The following is a 12,629-nucleotide window of genomic DNA, read 5'->3' as shown; positions in this document are numbered from 1 at the left end:
CTGTACTGAGGATGTGATCGTCGCGAGCGCGGCTGAAGTGCGCTGCTGTTCTAATCCTGGTAGAGTGTCGCGACTCGGCAGCCTACGCAGTTGCCATTCTTGATTTTTTGACCAATGATGCCCATGACTCAATATCAGAACCTTCTTTTCCCGCCGAGGACAATCGCTGAGCCAGCTGTTGCAGTTGAGGACGCGATCCAGATCGTCGACCTTTTCGCTGGCCCCGGTGGTTTGGGTGAGGGTTTTTCGGCCTCCGGTGATGGCCGTCATTTCGATATCATTGTTTCTGCCGAAATGGATCCTGTCGCTAGGAGGACGCTTAAACTGCGAGCTTTCTACCGCTTGCTCAAGCGCGACTACCCTGAAGGACTTAAGGATTACTACCGATACTGCAATGGCGAGGCAGCAGAGCCTAGTACCTCTGAAACAGCAGAGTTCTGGAGTCGGGCCGATCAGGAGGCACGGCAAATAACCTTGGGTTCGGATGCTGGCGACGAGGAGTTGAATGGTCTCATCAACGCCAGATTGAAAAAGGACGGGCGCCCGTGGGTCTTAATTGGCGGTCCTCCATGCCAAGCGTATTCACTTGCTGGTCGATCCAGAAACCAAACAAAACAGGGTTATATTCCCGAGAATGATCATCGGCACTTTTTGTATAAGGATTATTTACGCATCATCAAGGATTATCGCCCTACTGTTTTCGTTATGGAAAATGTGAAGGGGATCTTGTCTTCAAAAGTTGGAGGTAAAGGGATCTTTGCTCAAATTTTGGAAGATTTGGTGGATCCTACAAAAGCATTAGATAACAAAGAGGGCGGACAAAAATACAAGATATGTTCTCTGGTTTCCGAAGAGTCGTTCAGCTCTGCGGATTGTATGGATAAGGTAAATCCGAAGTCTTTTATTATCGAAGCAGAAAAATACGGAATCCCCCAAGCTCGCCATCGTGTCATCCTTCTGGGAATAGCGATTGACGAGCACGGTAATGTTCCGCCCCATGACCTTTTGAAGCCAACCGACCCCGTATCGGTGAGGCAAGCTATTGGTGGCCTGCCCAAGCTTAGAAGCAAACTGTCAAAACGTTCGGATTCTCAAGAGGCTTGGTATCAAGCTGTTGCTGACGAAGTAGATGATCTGCTGCATCACGCAGAACTTGAAAGGGGCGAACTGATTGCGCCTTTGCGCGATACTCGGCAAGCACTTTTCAATGCGCCAAAGAGTTCAGGTGGTGAACGAGTGCTAAAGGAGCAGGGTCAAGGTAATACAGGTATACCATCCCTAGATGCTTGGTATCAGGATCCCAAGATCAAGTATTGGATGAGTCACGATGCCCGAAGCCATATGCTGTCGGACTTGCGGCGATATGTGTTTGCGAGTACGTTCGCTGAGCACAAAAAATACTCGCCCAAGGGGCATCAACAATTTTCTCTTCCTGGTCTCGCTCCCGCTCACAAGAATTGGGAAAGCGGTAAGTTCAATGACCGTTTCAGGGTGCAGCTTGCAGAGCTTCCTGCAACTACTATCACTAGTCATATCTCTAAGGATGGGCACTACTTTATTCACTACGACCCTGCGCAGTGCCGAAGCTTGACCGTTCGCGAGGCTGCGCGGCTTCAGACATTCCCAGACAACTATTATTTCGAAGGGAACAGAACCCAGCAATACCACCAAGTTGGTAATGCGGTGCCGCCATTGTTGGCAAAAAAAATAGCGAAAACTGTTTATGATGTTGTCTGTCGTCGGGTTGCCGAATGTCTAAATGTTGCGGACAAATGATCTGCGCAAAATGAATTTTCCTTTAGTGCTGTAGAGTACGGATCGCATTTGCTCCCGCGTGCGTTAAACACCTTTGTGAACCCTCGCTACGACCTTCTAGAGTTTCATCGCAGAGATCGTCAATGAGCGCTATATTTGAGAGTAACCTTGAGATAAAGGTATTTTGCTTCCTGAAGGTCTCGACGACTACGTCGGCGATGCCAATCTAATGGGTGTGGGTAGTTGAGTTAGTATTTTCCTAATCAATAAAAAAGCCCCGATCGGATCGGGGCTTTTCGTATTTTGATTTGTCGATTTAATCGTCAAATTGCGGAAAGCTCAAAGGAATCAATCCCAGCTCAACGCACCACCAGTCTGATACTCAATAACCCGTGTCTCAAAGAAATTCTTCTCTTTCTTCAAGTCCATAATCTCGCTCATCCAAGGGAACGGGTTAGTCGTCCCTGGATACTCCTCCTTCAAACCGATCTGGCTCAAACGACGGTTAGCGATGAACTTCAGATAATCCTCCATCATCGCCGCATTCATACCCAACACCCCGCGAGGCATGGTATCCCGTGCGTATTCAATCTCCAGCTGAGTCCCCTGCAGGATCATCTGGGTCGCTTCTTCCTTCATCTCAGCATCCCACAAATGCGGGTTTTCGATTTTGATCTGGTTGATCACGTCGATGCCGAAGTTCAGGTGCATGGATTCGTCGCGCAGGATGTATTGGAACTGCTCGGCGACGCCGGTCATTTTGTTGCGGCGGCCCATGGAGAGGATTTGGGTGAAGCCGCAGTAGAAGAAGATGCCTTCCAGAACGCAGTAGTAGGCGATCAGGTTGCGCAGCAACTCTTTGTCGGTTTCCGGGGTGCCGGTTTCGAACTTCGGATCGGAGATCGAGCGGGTGTATTTCAGGCCCCAAGCTGCTTTCTTCGCGACCGATGGGATCTCGTGGTACATGTTGAAGATCTCGCCTTCATCCATGGCCAGCGATTCGATGCAGTACTGGTAGGCGTGGGTGTGGATCGCTTCTTCGAAAGCCTGGCGCAGGATGTACTGGCGGCATTCCGGGTTGGTGATCAAGCGGTACACGGCCAGGACCAGGTTGTTGGCAACCAGGGAGTCGGCGGTGGAGAAGAAGCCGAGGTTGCGCATGACGATGCGGCGCTCGTCGTCGGTCAGGCCTTCCGGGTTTTTCCAGAGGGCGATGTCGGCGGTCATGTTGACTTCTTGCGGCATCCAGTGGTTTGCGCAACCGTCCAGGTACTTCTGCCAGGCCCAGTCGTACTTGAATGGCACGAGTTGGTTGAGGTCGGCGCGGCAGTTGATCATGCGCTTTTCGTCAACGGCGACACGGGCGGAGGCGCCTTCGAGTTCGGCGAGGCCTTCGGCGACGTCGAGGGAGTTCAGTGCAGCCTTGGCGCGGGCCACGGCGGCCGAGTCGTCGGCGGTCACGGCGCGGGCTTCGAGCGCCGCGGCGCCGCCGGCGTTGTCGAGGCGGTCCATGTTGGCTTCGCTTGCGTGGCCGGCGTTGGCGCCTTTCACGGTTGCGACTTCACTGTCTTCTTTATCGAATTCGTCCCAGCTCAGCATGACGTGTCGTCTCCTGCGTGAGGGCTTGTGCCCGTGTGAAACCTGATGGGTTGGCTTTTCACACGGCCAAACAAGCCGCGTTGGATGTCGTTTTTTGCAGCGCTGCACGCAGGCAAATAAACAGAAATTTTGACGGGTTCCGAGAGCCTCTGATGGGCGCAATCAGCGTCTGGCACTGTTGCGGGGCTTCAGAATGGCTTTTGCTCCCTGTAAGGGAATATTGCTGACCCGTATGGGGCGGCATTATAGGGAAATTTTTACCGGCGTGGTGCGGCGAATCGGCTCATGGCGAGGCCGGGGAGGGGGTGGATTTCGATCCGACCGAGGGATTACAGGGCTTTGCGCGGATTCAGCGCGTGCAGATTTTTTTTCGTTAAATTTTTGGCAGATGGTTTTCTGTTTAAAAAATAGCCAGAAAAGTACGGTTTTCACTATATCTTGTGTTTTGCAACCCTTCTGGGCGTCTCCAGACACAACTGAGCCCGACCGAGGCCGGGCTGGAATCGACCCTCAATGTAGCGCTGAGCGATCCGATTCGGTGCAGTCTGATTCAGTTCGTGCAGCCGTTGCCCATGATGCTGTAGCGCAGGATGTGGCGTTGGCCTTTGGAGTCGTCGTATTCCATTTTTGCCGGTACTACTTCGCAGACATTTGGAATTTCGCTCATCGATACAACTTTGGCGATGTCCAGGTGTGTGGAGTAGGTGTATTCCTCGATAACCGGTTGTTGCTGTGCGACATCAGTCGGACCCTCGTTTGCCATGGCGGTTGCGCACAGACTGCTGAGGGCCAGAACCAATAAAGCTTTCATTTCTAATTCACCTTTTTGAGGTCGAGTGGGGTCACGCAACCTTTTTAGGGTTGCGTGTGGAGCTTGGGTATTTGATGCGTTACTTGGAGAGCTGGATTAACGGCCTTCGTGGGGGCTGTAACGTTGTTAATCGCGGTTGCCTTGTTGGCGAGGTCAATTTTAGGGAGTCGGGCGCGGGGTAAACAGACCGGGTTTTGATAAACACTTTTGGCATATTTGGTAACAATCCCCCGCGCGGCCCTTGTAGGAGCTGTCGAGTGCAACGAGGCTGCGATCTATTGATCTTGCTTTGGAGATCAAAAGATCGCAGCCTGCGGCAGCTCCTACAACCATCGTCGAATGGTTCTATGGGGCCCACCCGGCTACAACGGGGTCATACAAAAACAACTATTACACCGAGGTAGGAAAGATGAGTGCGGCTTCTCTGTATCCCGTTCGTCCCGAGGTTCTGGCAAACACGCTGACTGACGAGGCGACCTACAAAGCCATGTACCAGCAGTCGGTCGTCAACCCTGACGGCTTCTGGCGCGAGCAAGCCCAGCGTCTGGACTGGATCAAGCCCTTCACCACGGTGAAACAGACCTCGTTCGACGATCACCATGTCGACATCAAGTGGTTTGCCGACGGCACCCTGAACGTTTCCTATAACTGCCTCGACCGTCATCTGGCCGAGCGCGGCGATCAAATCGCGATCATCTGGGAAGGCGACGATCCTTCCGAAAGCCGCAACATCACCTACCGCGAACTGCACGAGCAAGTGTGCAAACTGGCCAACGCGCTGCGTGGTCAGGATGTGCACCGTGGCGACGTGGTGACCATTTACATGCCGATGATCCCCGAAGCCGTGGTCGCCATGCTGGCCTGCACCCGGATCGGCGCGATTCACTCGGTGGTGTTCGGTGGTTTCTCGCCGGAAGCCCTGGCCGGTCGCATCATCGACTGCAAATCGAAAGTGGTGATCACCGCTGACGAAGGTATCCGCGCCGGCAAGAAGATTTCCCTCAAGGCCAACGTCGACGACGCTCTGACCAACCCGGAAACCAGCAGCATCCAGAAAGTCATCGTCTGCAAGCGCACCGGTGGCGACATCAAGTGGAACCAGCATCGCGACATCTGGTACGAAGATCTGATGAAAGTCGCGGGCACCGTTTGCGCGCCGAAAGAGATGGGCGCCGAAGAAGCGCTGTTCATCCTTTATACCTCCGGCTCCACCGGCAAGCCGAAGGGCGTGCAGCACACCACCGGCGGTTATCTGCTCTATGCGGCGATGACCCACGAGCGCGTGTTCGACTACCGCCCGGGCGAAATCTACTGGTGCACCGCCGACGTCGGCTGGGTCACCGGCCACAGTTACATCGTCTACGGCCCGCTGGCCAATGGCGCGACCACCGTGCTGTTCGAAGGTGTGCCGAACTACCCGGACATCACCCGGGTGGCGAAGATCATCGACAAGCACAAGGTCAACATTCTCTACACCGCGCCGACCGCGATCCGCGCGATGATGGCTTCGGGTCAGGCCGCGGTCGAAGGCGCCGATGGCAGCAGCCTGCGTCTGCTCGGCTCGGTGGGCGAGCCGATCAACCCGGAAGCCTGGGACTGGTACTACAAGAATGTCGGCAAGTCCCGTTGCCCGATCGTCGATACCTGGTGGCAGACCGAGACTGGCGGCAACATGATGAGCCCGCTGCCGGGGGCTCATGCGCTGAAACCGGGTTCGGCGGCGCGTCCGTTCTTCGGCGTGGTGCCGGCGCTGGTCGACAACCTGGGCAACATCATCGAGGGCGAGGCCGAAGGCAATCTGGTGATTCTCGATTCGTGGCCAGGCCAGGCGCGCACGCTGTATGGCGATCACGACCGCTTTGTCGATACCTACTTCAAGACTTTCCGCGGCATGTACTTCACCGGTGACGGCGCGCGTCGTGACGCCGACGGTTACTACTGGATCACCGGGCGCGTGGACGACGTGCTCAACGTGTCCGGCCACCGCATGGGCACCGCCGAGATCGAGAGCGCGATGGTTGCGCATCCGAAAGTCGCTGAAGCGGCGGTGGTGGGTGTGCCGCATGACATCAAGGGGCAGGGCATCTATGTCTATGTAACCTTGAAGAATGGCGAGGAGCCGACCGAGCAGTTGCGTCTGGAGCTGAAGAACTGGGTGCGCAAGGAGATCGGCCCGATTGCTTCGCCGGACGTGATCCAGTGGGCGCCGGGGCTGCCGAAAACCCGTTCGGGCAAGATCATGCGGCGCATTCTGCGCAAGATCGCCACGGCCGAATACGACGGGTTGGGGGATATCTCGACCCTGGCGGATCCGGGTGTGGTGCAGCATTTGATTGATACGCACAAGACCATGAATGTTGCTTAAGCGTTAGAAGCACAGAAAGCCCCGTCCGGTATTACCGGACGGGGCTTTTTTGTGTCTGGAGGTTTTGTGGTGGCCGGGCTGGCCTCTTCGCGAGCAGGCTCGCTCCTACAGGGGATTGGGTTTCTTCAGTTGGAATGCAGTCACTGTAGGAGTGAGCCTGCTCGCGATAGCAATCTGTCAGACGCCGCTGTAGCCGCTTGTAGGAAACCGCAACACCCCAACCAATAATTATCGATCTGCGCCGCAGGACCCTTGCTTCTGTTACCCGTCACAACCCAATGTGTAACCCCCTGCGCCAAACCGGGGCGAAGGGAAACGTCATGCCCCGTTTTAGAGCCTCACAGCCACCAGTGAAAAATAAGACACAACGCTGCGCTTGCCGGATTAGAAGGGTTTGCGAATAATGGGCCCGCAACTTGCAATATGTATCGGTTCACTGTCTTTCGCTCTTGCATGAAATTGCAGGGCTGTCAATGAGCTCAAACCGCTTTCTCGGTGCATCTGTAATTAGTTGTCGCATTGAAGAAATATCGGCTTCGGGCCTGTCGTTAGAATGCCGATCACTCGCTCATCGTGGCTGATGTTGAAATCACCTGCGGTTTCAACGGGAAATTTCCGCCGATGCGCAACCGATTTCCGATTCACCCATTCGCATATTGGGCTGTCGCTCACTCTGCCGTTTTTGCCCTTTACCGATGGAGTCCCAAGATGAAGAAACTTGTGCTGCTTGGCGCCCTGGCACTGTCCGTGCTGTCGTTGAATGCCGTCGCTGACGAAAAACCTGTGAAGATCGGCATCGAAGCGGCTTACCCTCCATTCGCCTCGAAAGCTCCGGACGGCAGCATCGTCGGTTTCGACTACGACATCGGCAATGCGCTGTGCGAAGAAATGAAGGTCAAGTGCGTGTGGGTCGAGCAAGAGTTCGACGGTCTGATCCCGGCGCTGAAAGTGCGCAAGATCGACGCGATCCTGTCGTCGATGTCGATCACCGAAGACCGCAAGAAGTCGGTCGACTTCACCAACAAGTACTACAACACCCCGGCGCGTCTGGTCATGAAGGCCGGCACTCAGGTCAGCGAAAACCTGGCTGAGCTGAAGGGCAAGAACATCGGCGTACAGCGTGGTTCGATCCACGAGCGTTTCGCCCGCGAGGTTCTCGCTCCACTGGGCGCCGAGATCAAGCCGTACGGCTCGCAGAACGAAATCTACCTCGACGTGGCCGCCGGTCGTCTCGACGGTACCGTGGCTGACGCAACCCTCCTCGACGACGGTTTCCTGAAAACCGACGCTGGCAAGGGCTTCGCGTTCGTCGGCCCGGCCTTCACCGACGTCAAATACTTCGGCGACGGCGTAGGTATCGCGGTGCGCAAGGGCGACGCCCTGAAAGACAAGATCAACACTGCCATCGCGGCCATCCGCGAAAACGGCAAATACAAAGCAATCCAGGACAAGTACTTCGCCTTCGATATCTACGGCAAGTAAGACGTCTCTGCGACAAGTCCGAAATGGCGCAAGCAACAGAATCTCTGCGGTTTGCGCCATTTTTTCATCCCAACTTTCGAGGACCTGAATCATGTTGAAAGGCTACGGGGCTGTCATCCTCGATGGCGCATGGCTGACGCTTCAGCTCGCCTTGTCGTCCATGGCTCTGGCCATCGTTCTCGGGCTGATCGGTGTTGCGTTGCGCCTGTCGCCGGTGCGCTGGCTGGCGTGGCTGGGCGACCTGTATTCGACGGTGATCCGCGGGATTCCCGACCTGGTGCTGATCCTGCTGATCTTCTACGGCGGTCAGGACCTGCTCAACCGCGTTGCGCCGATGCTTGGCTATGACGACTACATCGACCTGAACCCGCTGGCGGCCGGTATCGGTACTCTCGGTTTCATCTTCGGTGCGTACCTGTCGGAAACCTTCCGTGGCGCGTTCATGGCGATCCCCAAGGGCCAGGCCGAAGCGGGCATGGCCTACGGCATGAGCAGTTTTCAGGTGTTCTTCCGGGTGATGGTGCCGCAGATGATTCGTCTGGCCATCCCGGGCTTTACCAACAACTGGCTGGTACTCACCAAGGCGACCGCGCTGATTTCCGTGGTCGGTCTGCAAGACATGATGTTCAAGGCCAAGCAGGCGGCGGATGCCACGCGTGAGCCTTTCACCTTCTTCCTCGCAGTGGCGGCGATGTACCTGGTGATCACCAGTGTTTCGTTGCTGGCATTGCGTCACCTTGAGAAGCGCTACTCGGTAGGCGTAAGGGCGGCTGATCTATGATCTTCGACTACAACGTCATTTGGGAGGCGCTGCCGCTGTACTTCGGCGGCCTGCTGACCACCCTCAAACTGCTTGCGCTGTCGCTGTTCTTCGGCTTGCTCGCGGCGTTGCCGCTGGGGCTGATGCGCGTCTCGAAAAACCCGATGATCAATGGCGGGGCGTGGCTGTACACCTACGTGATTCGTGGCACGCCGATGCTGGTGCAGCTGTTCCTGATCTACTACGGTCTGGCCCAGTTCGAAGCGGTGCGCGAAAGCTTCCTGTGGCCATGGCTGTCGAGCGCGACGTTCTGCGCCTGCCTGGCCTTTGCGATCAACACCAGCGCCTACACCGCAGAGATCATCGCCGGCAGCCTCAAGGCCACGCCGAACGGTGAGATCGAAGCGGCCAAGGCCATGGGCATGTCGCGCTTCAAACTGTACAAGCGCATTCTGCTGCCGTCGGCCCTGCGCCGGGCGCTGCCGCAGTACAGCAACGAAGTGATCATGATGCTGCAGACCACCAGTCTGGCGTCGATCGTGACCCTGATCGACATCACCGGCGCGGCGCGTACCGTCAACGCGCAGTTCTATCTGCCGTTCGAGGCGTACATCACCGCCGGCGTGTTCTACCTGTGCCTGACCTTCATTCTGGTCAAGCTGTTCAAACTGGCCGAGCGTCGCTGGTTGAGCTACCTCGCGCCACGGAAGCACTGATATGCAACGCATCGATCACCTATTGCCATGGAGCCATCTGGGCAGCGAGCGCAGGGTTTCGGTTTTCCGGTTTGGTAGCGGCGAGCGCAAGGCCTACATCCAGGCCAGCCTGCATGCTGATGAATTGCCGGGCATGCGCACTGCCTGGGAGCTGAAAAAGCGTCTCGGCGAACTCGAAGCCCAGGGCTTGCTCAACGGTGTGATCGAGCTGGTGCCGGTGGCCAATCCACTCGGGCTGGGGCAATTGCTGCAAGGTAATTTCCAGGGCCGTTTCGAGGCGGGCAGCGGCAAGAATTTCAACCGTGATTTCGTCGAGCTGAGCGCGCCGGTCGCGGCCGCGCTGGGCGACAGGCTCGGTGATGATCCGCATGCCAACGTGCGGCTGATCCGTCAGGCCATGGCGGATCACCTGGCCGCGCTGCCTGAGGCGAGCAGCCAGTTGCAAGGCATGCAGCGGGTGTTGCTCAGCCACGCCTGCACCGCCGACGTGGTGCTGGATTTGCACTGCGACGCCGAAGCCGCGCTGCACATGTACGCGCTGCCGCAGCACTGGCCGCAGTGGCGTTCACTGTCGGCGCATCTGAACGTCAAGGTCGGTTTGCTTGCGGAAGATTCCGGTGGCAGCTCCTTCGACGAGGCGTGCTCGCTACCGTGGCTGCGCCTGTCGCGGCAGTTCCCCGATGCGCAGATTCCGCTGGCCTGTCTGGCGACGACCATCGAGCTGGGCGGGCAGGCCGACACCGGTCGTGTCGAAGCCGAGGCTTACGCCGAAGGCATTCTGGCGTTTCTGGCCGAGCAAGGCCTGATCACTGGCGAGTGGCCGACCCCGGCGTTTGAACCCTGCGAAGGCATGCCCTTCGAAGGCACCGAATTGTTGTTTGCGCCGCACCCCGGTGTGGTGAGTTTTTCCCGCAGGCCCGGCGAATGGGTCGAGGCGGGCGACGAGATTTTTCAAGTGATCGACCCTGTGTCCGATCGGGTCAGCACGGTAAGTGCTGGTACGTCCGGGGTGCTGTTTGCCATTGAACGGCTGCGCTATGCCCAACCCGGTTTCTGGCTGGCCAAGGTGGCGGGGCGCGAAGCGCTGCGTCACGGGCGCTTGCTCAACGACTGACTGACTGTTTTTGTGAGAACCGACCGCATGTACAAACTTGAAGTCCAAGACCTGCATAAACGCTATGGCAGTCACGAAGTGCTCAAGGGCGTGTCCCTGAAAGCCGCCGCCGGCGATGTGATCAGCATCATCGGCTCCAGTGGCTCCGGCAAAAGTACTTTCCTGCGCTGCATCAACCTGCTCGAGCAGCCGCACGCCGGCAGGATCCTGCTCAACAACGAAGAGCTGAAACTGGTGGCGAACAAGGACGGCGCGCTGAAAGCCGCCGACCCGAAGCAGCTGCAGCGCATGCGTTCGCGCCTGTCGATGGTGTTCCAGCATTTCAATCTGTGGTCGCACATGACTGCGCTGGAAAACATCATGGAAGCGCCGGTGCATGTGCTCGGTGTGTCCAAAGCCGAAGCCCGCGAGAAAGCCGAGCACTACCTGAACAAGGTCGGCGTGGCCCATCGCAAAGACGCGTTCCCGGGGCACATGTCCGGCGGCGAGCAGCAGCGTGTGGCGATCGCCCGGGCGCTGGCGATGGAGCCGGAAGTGATGCTGTTCGACGAACCGACCTCGGCCCTCGACCCGGAACTGGTCGGCGACGTGCTGAAAGTCATGCAGGCGCTGGCGCAGGAAGGCCGCACCATGGTCGTCGTGACCCACGAAATGGGCTTCGCCCGTGAAGTGTCGAACCAGTTGGTATTCCTGCACAAAGGCGTCGTCGAAGAAAGCGGCAACCCGCGCGAAGTGCTGGTCAACCCGCAGTCGGAGCGTTTGCAGCAATTCCTGTCGGGTAGCCTGAAATAAATCAGCGCTGCCGTTGTGCACCCGATTAGGTCATGCTTCGCAGCCTTCGGGAGCTGACAAAGTTCCCTGTAGGAGTGAGCCTGCTCGCGATAGCGGTGTAACAGTCAACATTATGATTGCCTGAACCACCGCTATCGCGAGCAGGCTCACTCCTACAAGGGATCTGCGCTGTCTTGTGAATTGTGTTCATTTCCGGGCTAGCATTGGCCCATGCCTTCATCACCGTTGTTCGTTTCGGATTGCCCGCCCATGACTGCCCATCGAATTGGTTTCCTGATTTGGCCCAGCACTAAAGCCTTGACGCTGGCGCTGGCGGAGGAGGCCTTGCGTGTTGCGCAGCGGGTGCACCCGGATGTGGTTTACGAACTGTCGTTCTTGCAGGCCGAGCCGCCTGCCGAAGGTGCCTGGCAATTGCCCGGTGAACCCTGGGCCGGCAAGCTTGAAAACTTCCAGAAACTCTTTCTGCTCGCTGACGAGCCGCCGACTACCTTGGCGCCGGCGCTGAGCAGTGCGCTCAAGCAAGTGGTGCGCGCCGGTTGCGTGATCGGTGGTCTGTCGGCCGGTGTCTATCCGCTGGCCCAGCTCGGGTTGCTCGACGGGTATCGCGCCGCCGTGCATTGGCGCTGGCAGGACGATTTCGCTGAGCGCTTCCCCAAGGTTATCGCCACCAGCCACTTGTTCGACTGGGATCGCGATCGCCTGACCGCGTGCGGCGGCATGTCCGTGCTCGATCTGTTGCTGGCGGTGCTCGCTCGTGATCACGGCGCCGAACTGGCCGGCGCGGTCTCGGAAGAACTGGTGGTCGAGCGCATCCGCGAGGGCGGTGAGCGTCAGCGCATTCCACTGCAGAATCGCCTCGGCTCCAGCCATCCGAAACTGACCCAAGCGGTGTTGCTGATGGAAGCCAACATCGAAGAGCCGTTGACCACCGACGAAATCGCCCAGCACGTGTGCGTATCCCGTCGGCAACTGGAGCGGATTTTCAAGCAATACCTCAACCGCGTGCCGAGCCAGTACTACCTCGAGCTGCGTTTGAACAAGGCCCGGCAGATGTTGATGCAGACCAGCAAGTCGATCATCCAGATCGGCCTCTCCTGCGGCTTCTCCTCGGGGCCGCATTTCTCCAGCGCCTACCGCAACTTCTTCGGTGCCACGCCGCGGGAAGATCGCAACCAGCGGCGCAGCAGCAGCCCGTTCGAATTGTCGTCAATGCCACCGGAGCGGGGCTGATCGCG

Annotated in this window: 10 protein-coding genes; 8 read left to right on the top strand and 2 right to left on the bottom strand. The window is 57.5% G+C overall.

The window, feature by feature from the left end; all coding sequences use genetic code 11:
* Positions 1–123 precede the first annotated feature (123 nt).
* Positions 124–1,776 carry a DNA cytosine methyltransferase gene (locus LIS66_RS20150; RefSeq protein WP_227972900.1) on the top strand — a complete coding sequence of 551 codons (1,653 nt, stop codon included), beginning with the start codon at positions 124–126 and terminating at the stop codon, positions 1,774–1,776.
* Between the two features lie 327 nt (positions 1,777–2,103).
* Here the strand turns inward: LIS66_RS20150 and LIS66_RS20145 are convergent, their stop codons facing one another.
* Together LIS66_RS20145 and LIS66_RS20140 are read right to left on the bottom strand one after the other, a co-directional pair.
* On the bottom strand, positions 2,104–3,354 hold the full coding sequence (locus LIS66_RS20145; protein ID WP_016773579.1) for a ribonucleotide-diphosphate reductase subunit beta: 1,251 nt from the start codon (positions 3,352–3,354) through the stop codon (positions 2,104–2,106).
* Between the two features lie 550 nt (positions 3,355–3,904).
* Complete coding sequence (locus LIS66_RS20140; protein ID WP_042607210.1) at positions 3,905–4,165, bottom strand: DUF2790 domain-containing protein; 261 nt, start codon at positions 4,163–4,165, stop codon at positions 3,905–3,907.
* 409 nt (positions 4,166–4,574) lie between these two features.
* Here LIS66_RS20140 and acs point away from each other — a divergent pair, with 409 nt between their 5' ends.
* The 7 genes from acs to argR all read left to right on the top strand — a co-directional run bounded on the left by acs (position 4,575) and on the right by argR (position 12,624).
* Positions 4,575–6,530 (top strand): acetate--CoA ligase, encoded by a 1,956-nt coding sequence (gene acs / locus LIS66_RS20135; protein ID WP_042607209.1) that lies wholly within the window; start codon positions 4,575–4,577, stop codon positions 6,528–6,530.
* A gap of 708 nt (positions 6,531–7,238) precedes the next feature.
* Positions 7,239–8,012, top strand: a complete 774-nt coding sequence (locus LIS66_RS20130; RefSeq protein ID WP_039757969.1) for an ABC transporter substrate-binding protein — start codon at positions 7,239–7,241, stop codon at positions 8,010–8,012.
* Between the two features lie 91 nt (positions 8,013–8,103).
* The gene (locus LIS66_RS20125; protein WP_016773583.1) at positions 8,104–8,793 is read left to right on the top strand and encodes an ABC transporter permease; all 690 of its coding nucleotides are present in this window, start codon (positions 8,104–8,106) and stop codon (positions 8,791–8,793) included.
* Positions 8,790–9,488, top strand: a complete 699-nt coding sequence (locus tag LIS66_RS20120) for an ABC transporter permease (protein WP_227972899.1) — start codon at positions 8,790–8,792, stop codon at positions 9,486–9,488. Before LIS66_RS20125 ends, LIS66_RS20120 begins: the two co-directional genes overlap by 4 nt.
* A 1-nt stretch (position 9,489) precedes the next feature.
* Positions 9,490–10,602: a succinylglutamate desuccinylase/aspartoacylase family protein gene (locus tag LIS66_RS20115; protein WP_227972898.1), complete on the top strand. Its 1,113-nt coding sequence runs from the start codon at positions 9,490–9,492 to the stop codon at positions 10,600–10,602.
* A 27-nt stretch (positions 10,603–10,629) separates the two neighbouring features.
* Positions 10,630–11,394, top strand: coding sequence for an ABC transporter ATP-binding protein (locus tag LIS66_RS20110; RefSeq protein ID WP_042607206.1), 765 nt, complete (start codon positions 10,630–10,632; stop codon positions 11,392–11,394).
* A gap of 249 nt (positions 11,395–11,643) precedes the next feature.
* Entirely contained in the window at positions 11,644–12,624 is a 981-nt protein-coding gene (gene argR / locus LIS66_RS20105; RefSeq protein WP_042607205.1) for a transcriptional regulator ArgR, read from the top strand.
* Positions 12,625–12,629: the final 5 nt, after the last annotated feature.

This window comes from Pseudomonas sp. HN2, assembly GCF_020736465.1.
Lineage (GTDB): Bacteria > Pseudomonadota > Gammaproteobacteria > Pseudomonadales > Pseudomonadaceae > Aquipseudomonas > Aquipseudomonas moraviensis_A.
Note: the sequence above shows the minus strand (reverse complement) of the source record. Positions and strands in the feature narration are given on the sequence as shown.

Excerpts from the sequence above, each read along its gene's own strand:
- LIS66_RS20110 (WP_042607206.1), top strand. The coding sequence starts at position 10,630 with ATGTACAAACTTGAAGTCCAAGACCTGCATAAACGCTATGGCAGTCAC.
- argR (WP_042607205.1), top strand. The coding sequence starts at position 11,644 with ATGACTGCCCATCGAATTGGTTTCCTGATTTGGCCCAGCACTAAAGCC.
- LIS66_RS20130 (WP_039757969.1), top strand. The coding sequence starts at position 7,239 with ATGAAGAAACTTGTGCTGCTTGGCGCCCTGGCACTGTCCGTGCTGTCG.
- acs (WP_042607209.1), top strand. The coding sequence starts at position 4,575 with ATGAGTGCGGCTTCTCTGTATCCCGTTCGTCCCGAGGTTCTGGCAAAC.
- LIS66_RS20140 (WP_042607210.1), bottom strand. The coding sequence starts at position 4,165 with ATGAAAGCTTTATTGGTTCTGGCCCTCAGCAGTCTGTGCGCAACCGCC.
- LIS66_RS20125 (WP_016773583.1), top strand. The coding sequence starts at position 8,104 with ATGTTGAAAGGCTACGGGGCTGTCATCCTCGATGGCGCATGGCTGACG.
- LIS66_RS20120 (WP_227972899.1), top strand. The coding sequence starts at position 8,790 with ATGATCTTCGACTACAACGTCATTTGGGAGGCGCTGCCGCTGTACTTC.
- LIS66_RS20150 (WP_227972900.1), top strand. The coding sequence starts at position 124 with ATGACTCAATATCAGAACCTTCTTTTCCCGCCGAGGACAATCGCTGAG.
- LIS66_RS20115 (WP_227972898.1), top strand. The coding sequence starts at position 9,490 with ATGCAACGCATCGATCACCTATTGCCATGGAGCCATCTGGGCAGCGAG.
- LIS66_RS20145 (WP_016773579.1), bottom strand. The coding sequence starts at position 3,354 with ATGCTGAGCTGGGACGAATTCGATAAAGAAGACAGTGAAGTCGCAACC.